The sequence below is a fragment of the Pseudomonas sp. GW821-FHT07F01 genome, from assembly GCF_059418825.1.
The window spans coordinates 26,134-46,812 of the sequence record NZ_JBWKQO010000001.1 but is presented as its reverse complement, the minus strand read 5'-3'; the positions used below and the strand labels follow the sequence as shown (position 1 = coordinate 46,812).

General features: G+C 62.6%; 22 protein-coding genes and 1 tRNA gene. 7 read left to right on the top strand and 16 right to left on the bottom strand.

The genetic code is table 11. The annotated features are described in order from the left end of the window. Nucleotides 1-167 precede the first annotated feature (167 nt). From aepX to AC07R1_RS00270, 4 genes are all read right to left on the bottom strand, one after another. Nucleotides 168-1,058: a phosphoenolpyruvate mutase gene (gene aepX, locus AC07R1_RS00285; protein WP_011060442.1), complete on the bottom strand. Its 891-nt coding sequence runs from the start codon at nucleotides 1,056-1,058 to the stop codon at nucleotides 168-170. Between the two features lie 42 nt (nucleotides 1,059-1,100). Continuing rightward, nucleotides 1,101-2,486 (bottom strand): class II fumarate hydratase, encoded by a 1,386-nt coding sequence (gene fumC, locus AC07R1_RS00280; RefSeq protein ID WP_011060441.1) that lies wholly within the window; start codon nucleotides 2,484-2,486, stop codon nucleotides 1,101-1,103. Nucleotides 2,487-2,567: 81 nt separating this feature from the next. Next, nucleotides 2,568-3,398, bottom strand: coding sequence for a hypothetical protein (locus AC07R1_RS00275; RefSeq protein ID WP_011060440.1), 831 nt, complete (start codon nucleotides 3,396-3,398; stop codon nucleotides 2,568-2,570). A 119-nt stretch (nucleotides 3,399-3,517) separates the two neighbouring features. After that, nucleotides 3,518-4,747, bottom strand: coding sequence for a pyridoxal phosphate-dependent aminotransferase (locus AC07R1_RS00270; protein WP_495109938.1), 1,230 nt, complete (start codon nucleotides 4,745-4,747; stop codon nucleotides 3,518-3,520). A gap of 166 nt (nucleotides 4,748-4,913) precedes the next feature. On the opposite strand from AC07R1_RS00270, the gene AC07R1_RS00265 reads away from it, so the two are divergent. Beyond that, nucleotides 4,914-5,849: a LysR substrate-binding domain-containing protein gene (locus AC07R1_RS00265; RefSeq protein ID WP_236204119.1), complete on the top strand. Its 936-nt coding sequence runs from the start codon at nucleotides 4,914-4,916 to the stop codon at nucleotides 5,847-5,849. A gap of 71 nt (nucleotides 5,850-5,920) precedes the next feature. Here AC07R1_RS00265 and AC07R1_RS00260 read toward each other — a convergent pair whose 3' ends face one another. From AC07R1_RS00260 to AC07R1_RS00250, 3 genes are all read right to left on the bottom strand, one after another. Then, a complete protein-coding gene (locus AC07R1_RS00260; protein WP_011060437.1) occupies nucleotides 5,921-7,156 on the bottom strand; it encodes an MFS transporter in 1,236 nt (411 codons plus the stop codon). Between the two features lie 102 nt (nucleotides 7,157-7,258). Further along, the gene (locus AC07R1_RS00255; RefSeq protein WP_011060436.1) at nucleotides 7,259-8,083 is read right to left on the bottom strand and encodes a hypothetical protein; all 825 of its coding nucleotides are present in this window, start codon (nucleotides 8,081-8,083) and stop codon (nucleotides 7,259-7,261) included. 2 nt (nucleotides 8,084-8,085) lie between these two features. Further along, on the bottom strand, nucleotides 8,086-9,312 hold the full coding sequence (locus AC07R1_RS00250; RefSeq protein WP_011060435.1) for an MFS transporter: 1,227 nt from the start codon (nucleotides 9,310-9,312) through the stop codon (nucleotides 8,086-8,088). Between the two features lie 95 nt (nucleotides 9,313-9,407). Between AC07R1_RS00250 and AC07R1_RS00245 the strand changes: the two genes are divergently transcribed. After that, on the top strand, nucleotides 9,408-10,325 hold the full coding sequence (locus AC07R1_RS00245; RefSeq protein WP_011060434.1) for a LysR family transcriptional regulator: 918 nt from the start codon (nucleotides 9,408-9,410) through the stop codon (nucleotides 10,323-10,325). On the opposite strand, the gene AC07R1_RS00240 is transcribed toward AC07R1_RS00245, so the two are convergent. Together AC07R1_RS00240 and AC07R1_RS00235 are read right to left on the bottom strand one after the other, a co-directional pair. Next, the gene (locus AC07R1_RS00240; RefSeq protein WP_072444810.1) at nucleotides 10,326-11,024 is read right to left on the bottom strand and encodes a pentapeptide repeat-containing protein; all 699 of its coding nucleotides are present in this window, start codon (nucleotides 11,022-11,024) and stop codon (nucleotides 10,326-10,328) included. It abuts the gene before it with no gap. A gap of 99 nt (nucleotides 11,025-11,123) precedes the next feature. Beyond that, a complete protein-coding gene (locus AC07R1_RS00235) occupies nucleotides 11,124-12,044 on the bottom strand; it encodes a hypothetical protein (RefSeq protein WP_495109937.1) in 921 nt (306 codons plus the stop codon). Between the two features lie 254 nt (nucleotides 12,045-12,298). Here AC07R1_RS00235 and AC07R1_RS00230 point away from each other — a divergent pair, with 254 nt between their 5' ends. Beyond that, nucleotides 12,299-12,916: a GNAT family N-acetyltransferase gene (locus AC07R1_RS00230; RefSeq protein ID WP_495109936.1), complete on the top strand. Its 618-nt coding sequence runs from the start codon at nucleotides 12,299-12,301 to the stop codon at nucleotides 12,914-12,916. A 44-nt stretch (nucleotides 12,917-12,960) separates the two neighbouring features. On the opposite strand, the gene AC07R1_RS00225 is transcribed toward AC07R1_RS00230, so the two are convergent. Both AC07R1_RS00225 and AC07R1_RS00220 read right to left on the bottom strand, forming a co-directional pair. Further along, nucleotides 12,961-13,803, bottom strand: coding sequence for a putidacin L1 family lectin-like bacteriocin (locus tag AC07R1_RS00225; RefSeq protein ID WP_047285119.1), 843 nt, complete (start codon nucleotides 13,801-13,803; stop codon nucleotides 12,961-12,963). Between the two features lie 244 nt (nucleotides 13,804-14,047). Continuing rightward, on the bottom strand, nucleotides 14,048-14,218 hold the full coding sequence (locus tag AC07R1_RS00220; protein WP_080512180.1) for a Com family DNA-binding transcriptional regulator: 171 nt from the start codon (nucleotides 14,216-14,218) through the stop codon (nucleotides 14,048-14,050). Nucleotides 14,219-14,327: 109 nt separating this feature from the next. On the opposite strand from AC07R1_RS00220, the gene AC07R1_RS00215 reads away from it, so the two are divergent. The 4 genes from AC07R1_RS00215 (at nucleotide 14,328) to AC07R1_RS00200 (ending at nucleotide 16,111) form a co-directional block, all read left to right on the top strand. Continuing rightward, nucleotides 14,328-15,056 (top strand): XRE family transcriptional regulator, encoded by a 729-nt coding sequence (locus AC07R1_RS00215; RefSeq protein ID WP_011060427.1) that lies wholly within the window; start codon nucleotides 14,328-14,330, stop codon nucleotides 15,054-15,056. 59 nt (nucleotides 15,057-15,115) lie between these two features. Continuing rightward, complete coding sequence (locus AC07R1_RS00210) at nucleotides 15,116-15,400, top strand: DUF4156 domain-containing protein (RefSeq protein WP_495109935.1); 285 nt, start codon at nucleotides 15,116-15,118, stop codon at nucleotides 15,398-15,400. A 107-nt stretch (nucleotides 15,401-15,507) separates the two neighbouring features. Next, entirely contained in the window at nucleotides 15,508-15,717 is a 210-nt protein-coding gene (locus AC07R1_RS00205; RefSeq protein WP_011060426.1) for a hypothetical protein, read from the top strand. Nucleotides 15,718-15,976: 259 nt separating this feature from the next. Next, on the top strand, nucleotides 15,977-16,111 hold the full coding sequence (locus AC07R1_RS00200) for a hypothetical protein (RefSeq protein WP_280517146.1): 135 nt from the start codon (nucleotides 15,977-15,979) through the stop codon (nucleotides 16,109-16,111). A 246-nt stretch (nucleotides 16,112-16,357) separates the two neighbouring features. On the opposite strand, the gene AC07R1_RS00195 is transcribed toward AC07R1_RS00200, so the two are convergent. The 5 genes from AC07R1_RS00195 to pheS form a co-directional block, all read right to left on the bottom strand. Next, nucleotides 16,358-16,434: transfer RNA gene (locus AC07R1_RS00195), tRNA-Pro, on the bottom strand. Nucleotides 16,435-16,522: 88 nt separating this feature from the next. Next, complete coding sequence (locus AC07R1_RS00190; RefSeq protein WP_007920509.1) at nucleotides 16,523-16,879, bottom strand: MerR family transcriptional regulator; 357 nt, start codon at nucleotides 16,877-16,879, stop codon at nucleotides 16,523-16,525. Further along, nucleotides 16,860-17,162: an integration host factor subunit alpha gene (gene ihfA, locus AC07R1_RS00185; protein WP_002553164.1), complete on the bottom strand. Its 303-nt coding sequence runs from the start codon at nucleotides 17,160-17,162 to the stop codon at nucleotides 16,860-16,862. Before ihfA ends, AC07R1_RS00190 begins: the two co-directional genes overlap by 20 nt. A 3-nt stretch (nucleotides 17,163-17,165) precedes the next feature. Continuing rightward, nucleotides 17,166-19,544, bottom strand: a complete 2,379-nt coding sequence (pheT, locus tag AC07R1_RS00180; RefSeq protein ID WP_495109934.1) for a phenylalanine--tRNA ligase subunit beta — start codon at nucleotides 19,542-19,544, stop codon at nucleotides 17,166-17,168. A gap of 35 nt (nucleotides 19,545-19,579) precedes the next feature. Further along, nucleotides 19,580-20,596 (bottom strand): phenylalanine--tRNA ligase subunit alpha, encoded by a 1,017-nt coding sequence (gene pheS, locus AC07R1_RS00175; RefSeq protein ID WP_011060419.1) that lies wholly within the window; start codon nucleotides 20,594-20,596, stop codon nucleotides 19,580-19,582. Nucleotides 20,597-20,679 lie beyond the last annotated feature (83 nt).

Sequence of the window (20,679 nt, the reverse complement as noted above, 5' to 3'; positions counted from 1 at the left end):
GCGTGTTGCCTGTGGTAGCTGGCCGGGCGAACGGGGAGCGAGTCTAGACAGCGCCCCCCACAGCGTCTGTAGGAAAATTCTGAATTCAGAACGTTCCGAATCTTGGAGTGGAATCGGATAAAGCACGCCCGTTCCACGGCCCTGCGAAGGGGGTTGGCCGCGAGTGCCTAACGGGTGCCCGGCACCAGGTCGAGGATCTCGTCGATGCCCAGGCACCGCGGCTCCACCTCCAGGGTCCGGCCATGCTCGAGAATCCCCACCGCCACATCACGCATGGCCATGTAGGCACTGCGCAGCATGTGGTTGGCGTAGATCACCGCGTTGAAGCCGGCCCCCTCCAGCTCGTCGAAACTCAAGTGAGCGTAGCTGGTGGGCACACAGATCAGCGGCACCCGCGGGCAGTGGCGGCGGAACAACCGGGCGAACTCGAGGATCTCCAGGCCGTCCTTCTTGCGGCTGTGGATCATGATCCCGTCGGCGCCGGCCGCGACATAGGCCAGGCAGCGCTCGATGGCATCGTCCATGCCCTTGTCGAGGATCAGGCTTTCACAACGGGCGATGATCAGCAGATCCTCGTGGCTGCGGTTGGCGCAGCCCACGCGGATCTTTTCGCAGAACTCCTCGATGGAGTCCTGGAGCTGGCTCACCGCGTTGCCGAACAGCGAGTTCTTCTTCAGCCCGCACTTGTCCTCGATCACCACCGCCGAGACCCCGGCCCGGTCCAGCATCTTCACGTGGATGGCGAAGTGCTCGGCCTTGCCCCCGGTATCGCCGTCGAAAATCATCGGCAACGAACACACATCGAAGATCTCGCGGATGCCGTGCAAGCGGTTGCTCGGCGAGAGGATCTCGATGTCCGGCAGGCCCTTGTGGGTCGAGTCGGTAAGGGAGCTGGACCAGATGGCGTCGTAGACCAGGCTCGGTCCGCTGCCCCGCTCCAGCCTGGATTGCTCCGCCAGCAGGGCGGAGATCGGGCTGTGGGCTTCGAGCACGCGAAGGCAGCGCTTGCGGCGCAGCAACTGGCTCAGGTTGGTTCGGCGAATATCAGCTTCCTGCATGGGATTCACACGCCTCTTGTGGTTGGGGAACACCGGGTTCGCTCAGGGATGGGTCATGTCCAGGGCCACCACGTAGCGGTCGAAATCCGCCGCCGAGACATAGCCCAGCTGCTGGGCCACTTCCCGCAGCGACTTGCCCTCGTGGTGGGCGGTCTTGGCGATGATCGCGGCCTTGTCATAGCCGATGTGGCGGTTGAGGGCGGTCACCAGCATCAGGTTCTTCTCGATATTGGCCTCGATGCGCGCCCGGTTCGGCTCGATGCCCACCGCGCAGTGGTCGTTGAAGGCCCGGCAGGACTCGGCCAGCAAGGTGATGCTTTCCAGCACGTTGTGCACCATCACCGGCTTGTAGACGTTGAGCTGGAAATTGCCCTGGCTGCCGGCGAAGGCCACGGTGGCGTCGTTGCCGAAGACCTGGGTACAGACCATGGTCAGCGCCTCGCACTGGGTCGGGTTGACCTTGCCCGGCATGATCGAGGAGCCCGGCTCGTTCTCTGGAATGTCGATCTCGCCGATGCCGCAGCGCGGCCCGCTGGCCAGCCAGCGCACGTCGTTGGCGATCTTCATCAGGGCCATGGCCAGGGTGCGGATCGCCGCCGAGGTGTTGATCAGCGCGTCATGGGCCGACAGGGCGAAGAACTTGTTGGCGCAGGACTTGAACGGGTAGCCGGTGAGCTCGGCGATGATTCGTGCGCACTCGTCGCCGAACTGCGGGTGGGAGTTGAGCCCGGTGCCCACCGCCGTGCCGCCGATGGCCAGGTCGTAGAGGCCGGTGAGGTTGTGCTGGATGGCCGCCAGGGCATAGTCGATCTGCTCGACCCAGCCACCGATCTCCTGGCCCAGGGTGATGGGGGTGGCGTCCTGCAAGTGGGTGCGTCCGACCTTGACCACATCGCGGTACTGCTCGGCCTTCTCGAACAGCGTGTCGCGCAGCACCGAGACGCCCGGCAGCAGGGTTTCGAAGATCTCCGTCACCACCACCATGTACATCGCCGTGGGGAAGGTGTCGTTGGACGACTGGCCACGGTTGACGTGGTCGTTGGGGTGGATCGGCTTCTTGCTGCCCAGCTCGCCGCCGAGCATCTCGATGGCCCGGTTGGCGATCACTTCGTTGGCGTTCATGTTGGACTGGGTGCCGGAACCGGTCTGGAACACCACCAGCGGGAAATGCTCGTCCAGTTGCCCGCTGATCACCTCATCCGCCGCCTTGACGATGGGCAGCGCAATGGCTTCCGGCAGCTCGCCGAGCTTGAGGTTGGCCAGGGCCGCGGCCTTCTTCAGGATGCCCATGCTGCGGATCATCGGCGCCCCCCACTGGAAGCGTGCACGGCCGATGGGGAAGTTGTGGATGGAGCGTTCGGTCTGGGCTCCCCAGTACTTGTTGGACGGTACCGAAATGGAACCCATCGAGTCGGATTCAAGACGCATGTGGGTAGTTCTCCAATAAATGAATGAGGGTCCGGCCTGCGGTGCCGGGCAGGCGCCCTGCCCGGCCTGGTTGGCAGGCGCTTATTCCTTGAGTACGGAGGCCATCTTCTCCAGGTGCTGGCAGGCGCGCAGCACGTACTCATCGGACAGCGCAGCGATGCGCCGGTAGTTGACCTGCTGGCCGGTGGCCTGGGTGTAGAGCTTCAGGGCGTCGGTGGCGTGGCGGAAATGCCGGGCCTCGACGGCGCCGCAGTGAACGCTGAGGAAGCCGGCGATGCGGTTGGCTTCCCCGGCGGGGTAACCGCAGGATTCGCGCAGCCAGTTCTTCCACAGCGGTGTCATCAGGTTGTACTCGCCGGTGTTGAACAGCTCGGTCAGGGCCATCATCTCCAGGGCTTCCACCAGGTTCGGGGCCAGCGGGCGCTTCTCGCCGACCCAGGTGGAGAACTCCTTGGTGATGGGGTTCAGGTACTTGTCCTGCAGGCGCCAGTTGTCCGAGCCGCAGATGGCCGAGGCCATGCGGTGGTAGAGCTTGGAATGGTGGGGATGGCCGTGCATCTCGCCCAGGCCGACGTCCTCGACGATGATCTCGCCGCAGTGCCGGGCCGCCTCCAGCAGCTTGAGCTTGTTGTCATCACCGGGCAGGTCCTCGGACTCCTGCAGCAGCCGCACGATGATGCTGGACACCGCATGAGCCGCGCCATCCGGGCTGCGCCAGCCGCAGAAAAAGGTGCACAGCGAGTCCTCGGACCACTTGCGCGAGGTCATGCGCTGGTAGGTCAGGCAGTAGCCGTCCAGCTTGTCGGGGTGGTTTTCAAAGCCCGTCAGCAGGGCCTCCACCAGGTTGCGGTCCTCGACATCCACCAGGGCCTGGTGCACGTAGCCGATGAACGCCTTGCGGGAACTCTCCATGTTTTTCTCCTGTAATTGTTCTTCACTTCACGGACAACAAGATGAACGACGCCGGCCCGGGCCACGGCGGGCTCGGGAACGGGCTTGATCCCCTGGGGGCTGGGCTGCCGGGAGCCGCTTCAGTCGATGACGATCGCCGAGATGAACTGGGCGAAACGGCCCAGGCCCTCGATCAGTTCCTCATATTCCACGGCGTAGGAAATGCGGATGCAGTGGGGGTCGCCACAACCGGAGCCGGGCACCACCGCGATGTGCGCCTCGGTCAGCAGCAGGTCGGCCAGGTGATCCACATCGCGCACCGCTTCGCCGTGGTAGTAGCCGCCGAGCCGGGAAGAGACATCGATATACAGGTAGAAGGCGCCTTCCGGCGGCGCATAGCTCACCCCTTCCAGGCGGTCGAGGTAGGTGCGTGCGGCGTGCAGCTGGCGTTGCAGGAACGGGTTGACCAGGTCGGCAAAGTGCGACGAATCGGCGTTCAGGGTATTGAGCGCGGCGTACTGGGACAGGCTGCTGGGGTTTGAGGTGGTGTGCCCCTGCAGGTTGTGCATGGCCGCGATCACCGGCGCCGGGGCGCAGGCGTAGCCGACCCGCCAGCCGGTCACCGCCTGGCTCTTGGAGAAGGAATCGATCAGCACCGTCTGCCCTTTCAATGCCGGGCACAGCGCCAGGATGTTGTGGTGCTCGCGGCCTTCGCGCACCAGGCCGCGATAGCACTCGTCGAACATCACCCACAGTTGCCGCTCCTGGGCCAACTGGGCGATGGCCAGCAGTTGCTCGCGGTCATAGACGGTGCCGGTGGGGTTGTTGGGGGTGTTGATGACGATCATCCGGGTGCGCTCGGTGAGCGCGCCACGCACCGCGTCCACCGTCAGCCGGTAGCGGTCGGCGCGGGTCTGGACGCACACCGGGGTGGCGCCGGCCAGGCGGATCTGGGTGGGAAAGGTTTCCCAGTACGGGGTCGGCACTATCACCTCGTCCCCGGGGTTGAGCAGCACCATGCAGGCGTTGTAGAGCGCCTGCTTGGCCCCGGCGGTGACCGCCACTTCATTGGCGGCGAACTCCACCCCGGTGCGCTGGCTGACCCGTTGCGCGAGCTTCTCGCGCAGGGCCGGCAGGCCGATGGGCGGGGTGTAGCGGTTGCGCGCGTTGGCGATGGCTTCGATGGCCCCGGCGCGCATGTCCTCGCAGGCATCGAAGGACAATTCGCCGGCGGCGAAATTGATCACCTTGATCCCGCTTTCCTTCAGGGCGTTGGCTTTGCTGCGCATGCTCGAGGTGCCTGGAGCACTGAGGCCCAGCGCACGCTGGGACAAGGAAAAACGGACGGCCGTGGCTTCGCTGCTTGTCATTTTTGTACCTGCGAAAACAATCGGAAAACAGAGTGAACCGAGCCTGTACCCATGAGCCCCCGACAACCTGGAAAGCTGGTCTAGGCTGGTCGTCTTACATTCTGATGACAGTCGCAAATAGCGGCCAATACTGTTTGCGTCGTGATTGATACTGGAAAAACAAGAAATGCTAGAGCTCCGTCGTCTGCGTTATTTCGTCACCGTTGCCGATGAATTGCACTTCGGCCGCGCCGCCCTGCGCCTGCGGATCGCCCAACCGCCGCTGACCCGGCATATCGCCGCCCTGGAGGCGCGCCTGGGCATCCGCCTGTTCGAACGCTCGACCCGCACCGTGTGCCTGACCCCGGAGGGCGAACTGTTCCTGCAGCAGGCCCGGGGGGTGATCAGTGCCGTCGGCGAGGCCGAGGCCACCGCGCGCAAGATCGCCCATGGCGCCATCGGCCGTATCGTCATCGGCTATGCCAGCTCGATTCCCCTGTCCAACGCTTTCTCCGAGATGATCCGCAACACCAGCCGCAGCCTGCCGGAGGTGGAGCTGGCGTTTCGCGAGGTGTCCACCGCCAGCCAGCGCCAGCAGTTGATCGATGGCAGCCTGGATATCGGCTTTGGCTGGGGGGCGCCCGACTTGCCGGCCCACGGTTTGCAGTCGCTGGTGAGTTCGCGCGATTCCCTGGTGGTGGCGGTGCCGTCGCGCAGCGCCTTCGCCGGCAGGAGCAGCCTGGGGTTTTGCGAACTGGCGGGGGAATCCTTCGTGACCTTTCCCAGCGCCTACGGATCGGCCCTGAACACCGCCCTGGAGGACCTCTGCGCCCACAGCGGGATCATCCCGCGCCTGGGGCCCACGGCGTCACAGATGACCACCCTGGTGTCCCTGGTGGCGGCGGAGCGCGGGGTGGCCGTGGTGCCCGACTACACCGCGACCCTGCAGCGTCCCGGGGTGGTCTATGTGCCGCTGGCCGAGCCCTATGTGCTGGAACAGACGGTCAGTTGGCGCACGCCCCTGGGGTCGCGCTGCCTGGAGCGCTTCGTCGAACTGGCCAGGACCCTGGCAGCGCCGCTGCCGGCCCCTGCCGCGGGGCCCGAATGGCGCCTGCGCGGCTAGCGCTCCACCAGCAAGCAGCAGGCCCGGACCATCCCGCTCCGGGCCTGCGCTTTCAATGCATTGGCGGGACCTCAGCCGGGGCTGGGCAAGGACCGGGCGTCGGCGTCCAGGCCACGCTGCACGTACCAGGACAGCGGCAGGGTCAGCAGCAGGGTCGCGGCCAGGGCCATCACCGCCAGGGGAATCCCGGTGACGTCGCCGAGGCTGCCGAACAGCACCGGCGCCAGTGCCCCGCCGCCGATGGTGCCGGTGTAGAACAGCGAGAACGCCTGCTCGCGCTTGCCCGCCCCCGCCAGGTCCGGCACCGCGCCATAGAGCACCGACGAGGTGCCGTTCAGCGCCAGCCCCAGCAGCGGCAGCATCACCATCAACCCCACATAGGGCAGGAACACCGCCAGCACGATCAGGCTGGCGGTGGTGAACTCGGTGATCCACACGGTCTTCATCATGCCGATGCGCGCCCCGAGGTAACCGCACAGCAGCTTGCCGAAAGCGCCACCGACGAACAGCAGGGTCAGGGCCAGGCCGATACCGGCGGTGCCGGCGCCCTTGGCCTTGAGCAGGAACGGCAGGAAGGTCAGGAAACCCATGCGTACCGCACTGTCCAGGGTGCCGGTGAGGATCAGTGCCCGCAGGCCGCCGACCGAGCCCTGGCCCTTGACCGTCTTCGGCGCCTTTTCCTGCATGGCCAGGGTCGCCGCCCGGGACGGGATCAGCCACCACAGCGCCAGCGCAGCGGCCAGCCCCAGGAGGCCGATCAGGGTCACGCTGGCACGCCAGCTGATCACGGTCAGCAGCAGCCCCACCAACCCGGGAATCAGGGTCTTGCCGATGTCCCCGGCGAAGTTGTACTGGGACAGCGCTTCCTTGACCCCGCCGCCAGCCTCGTGGGTGTCGGTGATGATCGAGGACGCCAGCGGGTGCTGGGTACTGGCCCCCAGGCCGCCCAGCAGCAGCGCCAGGAGCAGCACCCCCAGCCCCCCGGCCTGCCCCGCCAGCAGGTAGGCCAGCCCGGCCAGGGCAGTGCCACCCACCAGCAGGCGCTCGCGCCCCCAGCGCTTGGCTCCACGGCTGGCCAGCAACTGGAAGCCGGCCATCATCCCGGAATAGGCGCCGCGCAGCAGGCCGATCTGGGCGTAGCTCATGGCGAACTGCGCCTGCCAGATCGGTAGCAGTACATAGATCACGTCAGTCAGGCCGTCATGCACCGCGTGGGCGCCGCAACCGGCCACCAGGGAACGGCGGCGCACCGACACATCGGACGCCGGCAATGCCTCCGGGGAGGCGTGATGTTTCAGGTCATTCATTGTCGAGGCAGGCTGCAAAATGAAAAGGAAGGGTCAATCAGCAACAGGATAGGCGAGCCTGGGTCAGCCACAAGCCCCGTTGCCGGGGCCGGGCCGGAGCCATCAACGCAACAGCTGGGCACAGTCGCGCATTACCCGAGCCTTGCGCTGCAGGTATTCGGCGAAGATTTCCCGCGCGGCCTGCGGGTCGACCCGCACCTGCATGGCATCGACGAACTCGTTGACCGCCGCCACCGCATGGGCGAAGTGATTGCTCTCGGTGCCGCCGGTGTGCACCGTGACCCAGGCCACGGTGGTGCGCGCCTTCTCTGCCGGCACCCCCATGTCGCGGACGAACCACTGCTTGTACAGCGGGTGGATGAACTCCACTTCGCCGTGGGTGTAGACCTCGTGGATCAGGGTGGTCAGCAGCCCCTGCAGCAGGTCGCGGTCACGCAGGCGGCGAAAATCCGTCCAGTCCTTGAAGCCCTGGGCCGAGGGCAGGCAGTTTTCCTTGAGCAGCCACTGGTCATCACCGCAGATCGGCGTGGCCATGTTGTAGAACAGGTCCGAATGCAGGGTATTGCCCAGGGCGCCCAGGTCTTCATCGGTGATCCGCTGCAGGCTGCCGCAGGCCCGGTACAGGCCGTCGGCGGCTTCCGAGCCCTGCCCGGAGCGGGCCAGCAAGGTGATGCGGTTGGCCAGCCCGGACACACTGGTGGCGGAGTTGTTGGTCTTCGACCAGCTGGCGAAGAACTTGCGCAGCACCGCCGGCTCGTGGCGACGAGAGGTGAGCTTCTCGAAGGCATGCTCGATGTCCACCAGGGCGCCCTCTTCGCTCCAGAACGCCTCGAACAGCGCATGCTTCAAGACACTGGCCGGCATGTCGTTCAACACAGGTTCGACAATCTTCAGCAACTGGCTCTGCCGGGTCAGTACGTTATTCATGGTCACCTCACGTATTCCTTGTTGGATGATGAATCTATCGGGTTGGACGGTTCGCGAGCCGCGACCGGGGTTTGGGGTTCGAGGGGCTTCCAGCCGCCCCAGGCAATCAGCAGCGACAGCAGTTGGAACAGCACGATCAGCGCCACGCAGCCCTGCCAGCCCCAGTGGCTCCAGAGCAGGGCCGGGACCACGGCGCCAAAACTGCCGCCCAGGTAGTAGCAGGTCAGGTACAGGCCCACGGCGCCGGCCTTGTTGTGGCGGGCGGTGGCGGTGGTAAAGGAGTTGGCGGCGGCCTGGGCCAGGAACACCCCGGTGGAACTCAGGGCCAGGCCCAGCACGATCAGCCACAGCGACGGCAGCAGGGTCAGGGCCGAACCGCAGACCCCGAGCAACGCCGCAGCCACCAGCAGCTCGGCCTGGGGCCGCGACTTGCTCAGGCGCCCGGCGATGGGGATCACCACCAGGGCCAGCAGGAACACGCTGTAGATCGCGCCCAGGGCAGCAGCCCCCAGGTCGAACGGCGCCTGGCTCAGGTAGAGCCCGGCGTAGGTAAAGGTGGCCACTTGCGAGAACAGCACGCAGAAGCCCACGCCGTAGGCTGCCAGCAAGGGCCGCCGGCACAGCTCGCGCAGGGCACTGAGGCCGCCGGATGCCCGGGGCGCGGTCAGGGGCGGGTTGGCCGGCAGCAGCAAATGAATGGCCACCCCGATCAGCAGGCTCAGGCCCGCGAGCAAGGCAAAGGCTTCGCGCCAGCCCACGTATTCGGTCATGAAACCGGTGACAAAACGCCCTGCAAAGCCGCCCAGCACGGTGCCGGCGACATACAGGCTGGTGACTTCGGTCACGGTGCCGCCGCTCCAGCGGTCGCCGATGTAGGCCACGCTGGTGGCGAACACCACCGGGATCAGCATGCCCTCCACCAGGCGCCAGACCAGCAGCTGGGTAAAACTGCCGGCATAGGCCGCCAGCCCCGCCGGCACCGCCAGCAACAGCGCGGCCACCACAATCACCCGGCGCTGATCGAAACGCCCGGTAAAGCGGCTGACAAAGGGCGCAGTGAGGGCCACCGCCAGGGTGGTGACGGTGATACTCCAGCCGGCTTCCCGGATGCTCACCTGAAAGCTCTGGGCAAATTCCTGGAGAATGCCCTGGGTCGCATACAGGTTGAGAAATGCCGCACAACCACACAGAAACAGGGCGATGCGCGCACAATGCTGACGCGAATTCATGAAACCTCTCGTTTTATGACCAAAGGCCTTTATAAAATACGTCGCCAAGCCAAGACCAATACCGAATTCCGACCGATCAATACCCAGGGAACAGGATGCTCGATCTACGCAAGTTGCGTTATTTTCTGACGGTCGCCGAAGAGCTGCATTTTGGTCGCGCCGCCCTGCGCCTGCACCTGGCGCAACCGCCGCTGACCCGGCAGATTTCGGCCCTGGAAACCGAACTGGGGTTTCGCCTGTTCGACCGCACCAGCCGCACCGTGACCCTCACTGCCCAGGGCCGGCATTTCCTGCCGTACGCCCGGGCCGTGCTGGAACAGGTGGACCTGGCCCAGGTCATGGCCGGCAAGCTGGCTGCAGGTTGCGCCGGGCAACTGGCCCTGGGCTACGCCAGTTCCATCGCCCTCTCGGACCTGTTCAGCCAGGCGATCCAGGCCTTCGCCCAGCGCTTCCCGGACGTGCAATTGACCCTGGTGGAAGGTGCTTCGGTCAGCCAGTGGTCGCAGATTGTCGACGGGCGCATCGACATCGGCATGAGCCGCATGCAACCGCCGAGCGAGCAGAGCGATATCCAGTCCCTGTCCCTGGGGGACGAACCGCTGGTGGCGGCGATCTCCAGCGACAGCCCCCTGGCCGCGCAGGCACAAGTGACTCTGGCCGAGCTTAGCGAGCATCCGCTGATCCTGTTTCCCGCCGACTACGGCTCGGGGCTCAACGAAGCCATCGAACAACTCTACCGACGCAACGGCCTGCCATTGCGCCCGGGCCCCAGCGGCCGGCAGATCACCTCGATCATCGCCCTGGTCGCCGCCGGCCAGGGCATTGCCCTGGTGCCCCGCTGCACCCAGACCCTGGCGAAAAAAGGCGTGACTTACCGCCCCCTCGCCGACCCCAGCGCCACCGCCCAGTTGCTGGTACTGACCCGCAAGCAGGGCCGCAGCCAGTTGGTGGAAGCCTTCATGGGGGTGCTCGACGAATTGCTGCAAGCCCAACCCGCAGCGGCCGGGCTCTAGTCAGAGCACGGTCAGGCCCAGCCCGGCCAGGAGCATGCCGGCCTGGCTGCGGGAAATGATCGCCCCCTTGAACAGCTTGGCATCCACCAGGCGCAGCCCATGCAGGCTGGCTTCGCGCAGGTCGGCGTCATCGAAGCGGGCATTGTTGACCCGGGCCATGGACAGGCTGCCGCCGTCGACAAACACCGCCTTGCGAAAGTCGCAGTAGGTCAGGTCGGCTTCGCTGAAATCGATGTTGTGCAACTGCGACTTGTAGAACGAGATACCCGAGAGCATGGCGCTGTTGAGCAGGCAGTCGGAAAAGCTCAGGCCCAGGGCCGACACGTCGCCGAAGTGGGCGCCGGTGAGCTTGCAGCCATCGAAGCTTGCATGGGCCACCTTGCTGCGCTGCCATTGCGTGTTGTTCAGGTCACAGCGTTCGAAACGGGCATCGGTAAGCACTGCAGAACGCAGGTTGGCCTGGCCGCCGCGGCAGCTGGTCCAGCGGGTATTGATCAGGTTGGCCGCGGTGAGATCGGCGCCGGTCAGCAGGCAGCGTTCGAACCAGGCGCCGGGCAGGCTGATGCGGGACAGGTCCTGGCCGCTCAGGTCCAGCCCTGCGCAGCGCAGCGGCAGCGGCTGCCCGGCGGCCAGCTCGGCCAGGGAGCGGTCCTGCAGCGCCTCGGCGTCGATAGTGAAGTAAGCGTCATGAGCCTGCATGCCCTCTCCCGAGACTGGATACGAAGGGCCGCATCTTCTGGGCGTCGGCCAGGGAGGTCAATCTTGATCTTTGCCGCGCGCTGTGAGCAATGCGCGCCCCTAGCGGCACGCGACCTTGGCCAGTGCGCCGGCCTGGGCGATGGCCAGGTCATTGCCGTTGGCATCGATGCCGACAAAGGTGCTGATGTAGGAATACACCTGCTGATAGGCCTTGCCATCGTACCGGTAGAAGGTGTCGTTGTGCTCCCCGGCACTGACCCGTGCACTGGTCATCAGGTCGGGCATGCCGTTGCAGGAAGTCGCCAGTACGCCCAGGGGACCATCCTCGACGGCGAACAGCGGCTCGGCGTGTGCCTTGCCGGCACGATAAAGCCATTGGCTTGAGTTGACCTGATTGCCGCTCATGCCACAGCTCAAGAACAGCAATTGGCCATGGGGGCCGTGGCAGGTTGTGGCAATCACCCCCTCCTGTGCGCATTGCGCATTGATCTGCTGACGGGTGTCGGCCCCCAGAACCGCCAGGGTCTGGTTCGCCGGGCTGTCCACCGGCTCGCTGGCGCACAGCCCCTTGCCCCTGGGCCAGACCCGGCGGGCGCCGAGATACACCGGCGCCAGCGCGGCAATCACTGCATCCAGCTCGCGGCCCAGGCATTGGGTATCCGGGCAACGGCTGATGGCGCGGTTCTGCCTATCGACCTGTCGTGCCAATTGCCACGGGGTGAACACCTGCGTGATCGAGCCGTACTGCACAAAGCGCGCCTTGAACAGTTTCTCCACCAGCGCTGCGTCGTTGCAGGTTCCCGCAGGCAAGGCCTGGCGCGCGGCGGCGGCATCGTGCAGGGCGCTGTCGTCCGCGCTGAAGCCCAGCGTCGTCACGTCCGTACAGGGCTTCAGCAACAATTGCGACGAGAGATAACCCGCCTCGACCTGCTCGCTACCTGGAATCACCCGCTTGCCCTGCGCCCACGCGGGCGAGGCCAGTAAGAGCGTGCATGCCAACAGGCCAATGGGGTATTTCATCGTCGCGTTGCCATCCATTGATGTGCTCAGAGCGCTTGCGCGCTTGTTGAGTATTGCGCGGGGTTGACCAGGTGATGCGCCACAGACCGATCAGGGATACTCGCGGCCAACAGCAGCCGTGCCGCGCTATTCAGGCCTGCCAGAGCCTTGTCAAGGTTCCGGCTCCCGCGTAGCCGTGATGCAACCGGAGCATATTGCTCATCCAGCAAGCCTCGCGCAACGAAACAGATGCATTCGTCCTTTGGAGACCACTGATGCAATCGCTGCCCCTCTCGCCCCTGCTCGTTGGTGAATCACTTGAACTGCGCCCACTTGAGGCCGTGGACTTCGCGGCGCTGTATGGCGTCGCCTGCGATCCCTTGATCTGGGCTCAGCACCAAAGCTCGACCCGCTATCAGGAGCCGGTATTTCGCCAATGGTTCGACGACGCACTGGCGGCCAGGAGCACCCTGATCGTGATCGACCGCGACAGCGGCAAGGTTGCAGGCAGCTCCCGCTACTACGAGTTCAACGAGGACCAGCGTGAAGTTGCCATCGGCTACACCTTTCTGGCGCGCGAAAAATGGGGGGGCAGTGCCAACAAGGAACTCAAGTACCTGATGCTCGGGCACGCCTTTCAGTGGGTCGACACCGTCTGGTTCCATGTTGCGGGTTCGAATATCCGCTCACAGCGAGCCATGGAGAAAATCGGCGGGCAGTTGTCGCACACCGTCCTGAAGCAGGTGAATGGCGGTACTCAGGAGAATCTGTTTTTCAAGGTTGGGCGCACGGCCTTTGAAGGCCAGCTGTCGCTTGCCCGTTCGTGCCCCCGTTCAATCCGCGCCACCAATGGGCAGAGCCCGGCAGAACAAGCCTGCCGGGCCCTTGAGTGAAGCCTGTAGAAGCCCCGCATCGTCGCGGGGCCTCTTGCAGGCCGTTAGAACACGTTGTCCCAGGTGTAGCTACCGGTTTTCCACTTGTGATCGGGGTAGAACACACGCGGCGGCTTGATGGTCGGGGTATAGCCGAAGCGGGCCCAGATCGGCCGCTCGGTCACTATCGTGAAACTGCCGTTGGCCTGCAGGCGGATGGTTGCGCCGGGGTGACCAGCCGTGCCGCTCTGCCAGACGACCGCATTGTTCGCGGCGTAGATCACCAGGTTGCCGTCTGCCTGCATGACGCAGCGCACACCACCTTTGTTCTGGGTATAGGTCGCCCACACCACGCTCCAGTTCGGCCCGTACACCACCAGGTTGCCATCGCCCTGGAAGACCAGAGCGTGATCGCCAGCGCTGTAGAACTGGCCCGGTACCAGCTCGGCCGGACCGCTGATGATCATTGCCGTACCCACCGCCGGGGTGAATACACGACCATTGGGCGCATACCAGTGCGGGATGGTGTCGACAGTGACGATGTTCCCGTCGTCCTGAAGCTGGGTGAACGCACGCAGCGAGGCATCTTCGCGCGAACCCATGGTGGGGTCACTCGGAGTGGTCGACCAGATACGGCCACGCAGCGGGTCATCCAGGACAAAGCCGTAGTTCATGAAGACCATCATCGGATCTTTCTTGTTGCCCTTGCTCACGTTGGTGAACGGCGTGTTCTGGTCAGCCACCCATGCCAACTGGGCGCCGTCATACAGTGCCAGGTTGCCATCGGGCTGGAAGAGCAGCTTGAAGCGCTTGTTGGGGGATTGAAGATACTGGTTCGGCGCCATGTAGTAGCGAGCCGGCAGTACAGAAGAGCCGTTATCGGTAAAGTCGTATCGAATCCAAGCCATGTTGTTACCTATTGAGTCGAATGATGGATGCGGAGGATTCCGCCTGCATGTCGCTCAAAGGCGAGGAAATCGAAGCTCTTGGCTTTCACGAAGGGGGCGATAGCTTCAACGCGCAGTGATGACCGCCACGGCGTGAGAGCTCCACCCATTCCAATAATGACTGCGACAGCGCTACGCGCGGCCTGGAACCGTCATGCAACAGCAGTTCGGGCCTCTGGCCCGGACGTGCCTTTGCATCACAGGCTCAATGACCGACGCCGCTTTCACACCTGGCCGCTCCTGGCGATAGCTCGAGACTCGCGGCCTTTACATGATTCAAGGTTCCACAGCGGGAACATTTGATCTGGAGCTCAGTAAACTCGCCCACTCGAGCGAGAAGTCGATTGCAACTTCCACATCTGCATTCTTTTAACATCTGCAAATCCATTTGATTATCTGCCTGACGCCCTTACGGGAACACCCATATAGTACAATATAGGAATACCCATTTGCAAGCTTATGGGAACCCCCGTAATACTGGGCGGATGGAATTTAAAGATCGACTCAAAACAGCTCGTCGCCACGCCCAGCTCAATCAAACAGAGCTCGCTGAACGTGCCGGCCTGACCCAAACCTCAATCTCCGACCTGGAACGTGGCAAATCGAAGGCCACGGCCTTTGTCGCCCAGATTGCCTCGGTATGCGGCGTTTCCTCCATGTGGCTCGCTGAAGGCGTTGGAGAAATGCTCAAGGCGGCGGATACCGCATCGGCACGCACCCAGCCAAGCGTGCATTTGGACGATATCGAGACCTGGGACGATGCGACCCCGCTCGATGACAACGAGGTCTACGTCCCCTTTCTTCACGAGGTGGAGCTGGCTGCAGGCTCGGGCCGGTTTGTCATCGAAGAAAGCGATACCGCCCGGCTGCGCTTCTTCAAGAAAGATCTGCGTCAGAACGGGGTGCAGTTCAACAACGCCAAGTGCGTGTCGGTCAGCGGCAACAGCATGGTCCCGGTGCTGCGCGACGGCGCAACCGTTGGCGTGAACGTCGGCAGGAATGCCCTGAAGGATGTAGTCGACGGGGAGATGTATGCACTCAACCACAATGGCCAGTTGCGCGTGAAGCAGGTTTACCGTTTGCCGGTCGGGCTGCGCCTGCGCAGCTTCAATCGGGATGAACATCCGGACGAAGACTATAGCTTCGCCGAAATCCAGGAACAGCAGATCTCGATCCTGGGCCATGTGTTCTGGTGGGCGATGTACTCGCGATGATTGCCCGGGGCTGGCTGGCCGGGATAGGGCCGCAACCTCGTCGACAGGAGTGTTCAGTGATGCGTAATCTGCGTGGCCTTGTCTTGCTTGTCGTCGCTGCGACTTCGGTCTCGGCTTGCACCACACAACTGACGGAAGCAGGAAGGCAGGTCGATCTGGTGACGGCCTCCTCGGCACAGGCCTGCAAGGTTCTGACGGCATTTACCGTGAAGGGCTCCTCCAATGGGGACGCGCTGAATATGGCCTTCAATAAAGCAGCCGAACTTGGCGCCGACAGCATGAGCGTCGTCAACGTCGGTAGCGCCTCCGACATACAAGCCGCGGCCTTGAAATGTCGTCAGTGACAGGCCTTCCATGAATCTCGCCAGACCGAACCGGAAACAGCCCTCCATCGAACACTGGCAAACCCATCATCCAGTTCGCCAGCAAACCACAATCGAGGCCTCAGCCCATGCCTAGAAAAGAGCCGGAGGATGCCAAGGCAGTCACTGCCGCCGATATCGAGCGCTCCATCCAGGCCTTGAACAAGATGGCCGAGCGCCTCTGGGGTCAGGGTCGGGAAACCGAGGCACAAGCCTTGCTCAATGCCCTGGACGCACTCAACCGAGCGCTGGACCGAATCAGGATTGGCGAAAACCGGCGCATTGCCACCCTCCACTAGTCTGCGTGATCCAGCCGTAACAAGTGCCAAGTCATGGACGTGGCAGGAGTAGTTGCCACCCGTGCGCCCTCCCCCCATCGAGCCGATAACCTAGCAAGCCAGGCCGAACCCGCTCATCAATCCGGGCACCAAGCCCCAGATTGGAACCCGGTCACAGCTACCCCTTGGGAACCCAATCAACCGCGCAGAAAAATTGAATTCCACGAACGCGGATTCAGTCCACAACTATGAGCACAGTAAATCTGACGAGGTAACAGCAATGACTATCGAAGCAGAGACACTTGTTGAATTGACTGAAGCCCTGCAGGACAAAGGCATGATCCTGCTTACGGATGTGACCTTCATTCGTGCGCCATACCGGAATAATCATCGTTGGGTGTGCAGCGTGGAATGACGGCCACTACAACAGCCATGACCACACCGAACATCCAATGAATGCCAGCCTGGTATAGGAATGGGAGGAGAAAGGGGGTACCGACCTGTGACAGAGAGCTGTTTGCGTCTCTATCTAAATGCCCAACGGAACGATGAGAAAACCACTGGGGCACGAAATTCAACTACCGCCAGCGCGATCAGTTTGCGCCGCCTCTAAACGAAAAAAGAGATCAAGCCGCTAAGTGCTTGATCTCTTTTAGGAATATGGTCGGGACGGAGTGATTCGAACACTCGACCCCTAGCACCCCATGCTAGTGCGCTACCGGACTGCGCTACGCCCCGACTAGGCGTGAAATCTGTTTCACTTCTCAGGAAACGGTGAGGAATATACCGCAAGCTTTTGAAAAGTGGAAGTATTTAAAACAGAGAATTACTTTTTTAGCACCACAAGCACATCTTCCAGCTCAGAGATCATCTGACGGATCAGTTGCTTGTACTGGGTCGTATCGTCTTTGGCCTCATCGCCGGAAAGGCGCAGGCGCGCCCCGCCGATGGTGAACCCCTGGTCATAAAGCAACGCGCGGATCTGCCGGATCATCAGCACATCCTGGCGCTGATAATACCGGCGATTTCCGCGGCGCTTGACGGGGTTGAGTTGAGGAAACTCCTGCTCCCAATAACGCAGCACATGCGGCTTGACCGCACAGAGCTCACTGACCTCACCAATGGTGAAGTAGCGCTTGCCCGGAATGACCGGGAGCTCGTCGTTATGACTTGGTTCCAGCATAAGCCTCAACTCGGGCCTTCAACTTCTGCCCTGGACGAAAGGTGACCACACGGCGCGCCGTGATCGGGATTTCTTCACCCGTTTTCGGGTTGCGGCCAGGACGCTGGCGTTTATCCCGAAGGTCGAAGTTACCGAAACCGGACAATTTGACCTGTTCGTTATCTTCGAGAGCGTGCCTGATTTCTTCAAAGAATAGCTCGACCAATTCCTTGGCCTCGCGTTTATTCAGGCCTAGCTCTTCGTAGAGACGTTCGGCCATTTCAGCTTTCGTCAGAGCCCCCATACGTCACTTCCTTAACGTGGCGTTCAACCTTTGTTCGAGCGAGGTGAGGATATTTTGCGTCGTAGAGTTCACCTCATCGTCGTTAAGAGTGCGCGATGGATGCTGCCAGGTCAAGCCGACGGCAAGGCTTTTTCTATGAGGATCAATGCCTTTACCCTGATAGACGTCAAACAGCCTGAGGTCTGTCAGCCACTCACCTGCATTTTCACGGATTACGTCCAGAACGGCGCTGGCCGCCACGTCACGATCCGCCAGCAATGCCAGGTCGCGACGCACTTCCGGGAAGCGCGACAGCTCATGGAATTTCGGCAAACGCCCTTGAGCCACTTCACTCAGGACCAGTTCAAACACATAGACAGGGCGGTCCAGGCCGAGATTCTTCGCCAGCTCTGGGTGAATGGCCCCCAGGAAACCGACTTCACGACCATCACGCTCGATGCGAGCCGTCTGACCAGGATGAAGCGCTGGATGCTTGCCCGGCACAAAGGTGAATGCATCAAGAGCACCGACAAAACCCAGTACCGCTTCGACATCCGCCTTGACGTCGAAGAAGTCCACGCCATCGCGACCTTGCGCCCAGCCTTCAGGCAAGCGGCTGCCACATACAACACCTGCCAGCATCGGCTGCTGCTTCAAACCTTCCAGCTGGCCAACAAAACGCAGGCCGCTTTCAAACATGCGGACACGATCCTGCTGACGGTTCAGGTTGTGCTGAAGCGCCTTGACCAGGCCCGGCCACAGAGAGGAACGCATGGCTGCCATGTCGGCCGAAATCGGATTGGCCAGCAACAGCGGTTCGACGTCTGGGTTGAACAGTTCGAACAGCTTCGGATCGATGAAGCTGTAGGTGATCGCTTCCTGATAGCCACGAGCAACCAGCAAACGACGCAGAGCAGGCAAGTCACCCTCGGCCTCGGCCTTGGCCTGAGGCGCCAGACGAGCCTGCGGATAGCGAACCGGAAGACGGTTGTAACCATAAAGACGTGCCAGCTCTTCGATCAGGTCAACCTCAAGACTGATATCGAAGCGATGGCTCGGCACCTCAATACGCCACTGCCCTGCCCCATCGGCAGTTACAGTCAGGCCCAGGGCGGTGAGCAAACGCTCTACCTCGAGGCCGTCGATTTCCATGCCCAGCATCTGAGTGATGCGTTCAGCGCGCAAGGTGACAGGCGCAACGGATGGCAGATGCTGCTCGCTGAGCGTTTCAATGATCGGCCCCGCGTCGCCGCCCGTGATTTCCAGCAGCAAGCCAGTAGCCCGCTCCATGGCTTCGCGAGCAAGCTGCCAGTCCACACCACGCTCATAGCGATGGGAAGCATCGGTATGCAGGCCATAGGAGCGTGCCTTGCCAGCAACCGCGATCTGGTCGAAGAAGGCACTTTCCAGAAATACGTCACGGGTATTGGCGGTGACGCCACTGTGCTCACCCCCCATCACGCCGGCAATCGCCAGGGCTCGGGTATGGTCGGCAATCACCAGGGTATCGCTGCGCAGGGTCACTTCCTGACCGTCGAGCAATACCAGCTTCTCGCCCTCTTCAGCCATTCGTACACGGATGCCGCCATTGATCTCGGCAAGATCGAAGGCATGCAGCGGCTGGCCCAGTTCGAGCATCACGTAGTTGGTGATGTCCACTGCAGCATCGATACTGCGTACATCGGCGCGACGCAGGCGCTCGACCATCCACAGCGGAGTAGGCTTGGACAGGTCGACATTGCGGACGACACGCCCCAGGTAACGTGGGCAGGCAGCCGGAGCCAGCACTTCCACTGGACGCACTTCGTCATGCGCCGCAGAAATCGCCGTCACTTCCGGACGCTGCACCTTGGCCGCGTACAAGGCACCCACTTCACGGGCCATGCCGGCCAGGGACAGGCAGTCCCCGCGGTTAGGGGTCAGGTCGACCTCAATGCTGGCATCGTCCAGACTCAGGTAGGTGCGAACGTCCTCACCCACCGGCGCATCGACCGGCAACTCCATGAGGCCGTCATTGCCCTCACCGATTTGCAGCTCAGCCTGAGAGCACAGCATGCCGTTGGATTCCACACCACGCAGCTTGGCCTTCTTGATCTTGAAGTCGCCCGGCAACTGGGCACCGATCATGGCGAACGGAACCTTCAGGCCCGGGCGCACGTTCGGCGCGCCGCAGACAACCTGGAAGGTCTCCGAACCATTGCTGACCTGGCAAACGCGCAGCTTGTCGGCATCCGGGTGCTGCTCGGTGCTCAACACCTCGCCCACTACCACGCCACTGAAATCACCGGCGGCCGGCGTTACGCTGTCGACCTCAAGACCGGCCATCGATAGACGGGCTACCAGCTCGTCACGACTTACCTGCGGGCTAACCCAGCCGCGCAGCCATTGTTCACTGAATTTCATCCTGCTCTCCTAATAGATTCGTTACGGACGCGCGACTAGCGAAATTGCGCAAGGAACCGCAAGTCGTTGTCGAAGAACAGGCGCAAGTCATTGACACCGTAACGCAGCATGGCCAGACGCTCGGCGCCCATGCCGAAGGCAAAGCCCTGGAACTCTTCCGGATCGATCCCGGACATACGCAGCACGTTCGGATGAACCATGCCGCATCCCATGACTTCCAGCCAGCCAGTCTGCTTGCAGACCCGGCAGCCTTTACCGCTGCACATCACGCATTCCATATCGACTTCGGCGGAAGGCTCGGTAAACGGGAAGTACGAAGGACGGAAACGCACCGCCAGTTCCTTCTCGAAGAACACCCGCAGGAACTCTTCGATCGTGCCCTTCAGGTCGGCAAAATTGATGTCACGATCGACCAGCAGGCCTTCGACCTGGTGAAACATCGGCGAGTGGGTGATATCGGAGTCGCTACGATAGACACGGCCTGGGCAGACAATGCGAATCGGCGGCTGCTGCGACTCCATGGTGCGGACCTGTACCGGTGAGGTATGGGTGCGCAACAACATGTTCGCGTTGAAATAGAAGGTGTCGTGCATCGACCGGGCCGGGTGGTGGCCTGGGATGTTGAGCGCTTCAAAGTTGTGATAGTCGTCTTCAACCTCAGGGCCTTCGGCGATGCCGTAGCCAATATGAGTGAAGAACTGTTCGATACGCTCCAGGGTCCGCGTAATCGGGTGCAGACCGCCCGAGGTCTGGCCACGGCCCGGCAGAGTGACGTCAATGCACTCGGCGGCGAGCTTGGCGCTGAGTTCCGCCTCCTCGAAAGCCGCTTTGCGAGCATTGAGAACCTCTGTTACACGCTCCTTGGCAACGTTGATCAGCGCACCGACTTGCGGACGCTCTTCGGCAGGCAGGTTGCCCAGGGTCTTCATCACCTGAGTCAGCTCGCCCTTCTTGCCAAGGAAGTGAACCCGGATCTGTTCCAGGGCATTGATGTCTTCAGCGTGTTGCACGGCCTCAAGTGCTTGAGAAACCAGCGCATCCAGGTTTTCCATGTACAGACTCCAGATACAAAATAGGGGAAGAGCTTGAAGGCTCTTCCCCTATTTATGACGTTTAACATCTGGGCTCACGAAAG

Coding starts and splice junctions, on each gene's coding strand:
- AC07R1_RS00265 (WP_236204119.1), top strand. CDS start 4,914: ATGCTAGAGCTCCGTCGTCTGCGTTATTTCGTCACCGTTGCCGATGAA.
- aepX (WP_011060442.1), bottom strand. CDS start 1,058: ATGCAGGAAGCTGATATTCGCCGAACCAACCTGAGCCAGTTGCTGCGC.
- AC07R1_RS00245 (WP_011060434.1), top strand. CDS start 9,408: ATGCTCGATCTACGCAAGTTGCGTTATTTTCTGACGGTCGCCGAAGAG.
- AC07R1_RS00240 (WP_072444810.1), bottom strand. CDS start 11,024: ATGCAGGCTCATGACGCTTACTTCACTATCGACGCCGAGGCGCTGCAG.
- AC07R1_RS00215 (WP_011060427.1), top strand. CDS start 14,328: ATGGAATTTAAAGATCGACTCAAAACAGCTCGTCGCCACGCCCAGCTC.
- AC07R1_RS00210 (WP_495109935.1), top strand. CDS start 15,116: ATGCGTAATCTGCGTGGCCTTGTCTTGCTTGTCGTCGCTGCGACTTCG.
- AC07R1_RS00230 (WP_495109936.1), top strand. CDS start 12,299: ATGCAATCGCTGCCCCTCTCGCCCCTGCTCGTTGGTGAATCACTTGAA.
- ihfA (WP_002553164.1), bottom strand. CDS start 17,162: ATGGGGGCTCTGACGAAAGCTGAAATGGCCGAACGTCTCTACGAAGAG.
- AC07R1_RS00255 (WP_011060436.1), bottom strand. CDS start 8,083: ATGAATAACGTACTGACCCGGCAGAGCCAGTTGCTGAAGATTGTCGAA.
- AC07R1_RS00270 (WP_495109938.1), bottom strand. CDS start 4,747: ATGACAAGCAGCGAAGCCACGGCCGTCCGTTTTTCCTTGTCCCAGCGT.
- pheS (WP_011060419.1), bottom strand. CDS start 20,596: ATGGAAAACCTGGATGCGCTGGTTTCTCAAGCACTTGAGGCCGTGCAA.
- fumC (WP_011060441.1), bottom strand. CDS start 2,486: ATGCGTCTTGAATCCGACTCGATGGGTTCCATTTCGGTACCGTCCAAC.
- AC07R1_RS00220 (WP_080512180.1), bottom strand. CDS start 14,218: ATGTTAAAAGAATGCAGATGTGGAAGTTGCAATCGACTTCTCGCTCGA.
- pheT (WP_495109934.1), bottom strand. CDS start 19,544: ATGAAATTCAGTGAACAATGGCTGCGCGGCTGGGTTAGCCCGCAGGTA.
- AC07R1_RS00200 (WP_280517146.1), top strand. CDS start 15,977: ATGACTATCGAAGCAGAGACACTTGTTGAATTGACTGAAGCCCTGCAG.
- AC07R1_RS00260 (WP_011060437.1), bottom strand. CDS start 7,156: ATGAATGACCTGAAACATCACGCCTCCCCGGAGGCATTGCCGGCGTCC.
- AC07R1_RS00250 (WP_011060435.1), bottom strand. CDS start 9,312: ATGAATTCGCGTCAGCATTGTGCGCGCATCGCCCTGTTTCTGTGTGGT.
- AC07R1_RS00225 (WP_047285119.1), bottom strand. CDS start 13,803: ATGGCTTGGATTCGATACGACTTTACCGATAACGGCTCTTCTGTACTG.
- AC07R1_RS00275 (WP_011060440.1), bottom strand. CDS start 3,398: ATGGAGAGTTCCCGCAAGGCGTTCATCGGCTACGTGCACCAGGCCCTG.
- AC07R1_RS00190 (WP_007920509.1), bottom strand. CDS start 16,879: ATGCTGGAACCAAGTCATAACGACGAGCTCCCGGTCATTCCGGGCAAG.
- AC07R1_RS00235 (WP_495109937.1), bottom strand. CDS start 12,044: ATGAAATACCCCATTGGCCTGTTGGCATGCACGCTCTTACTGGCCTCG.
- AC07R1_RS00205 (WP_011060426.1), top strand. CDS start 15,508: ATGCCTAGAAAAGAGCCGGAGGATGCCAAGGCAGTCACTGCCGCCGAT.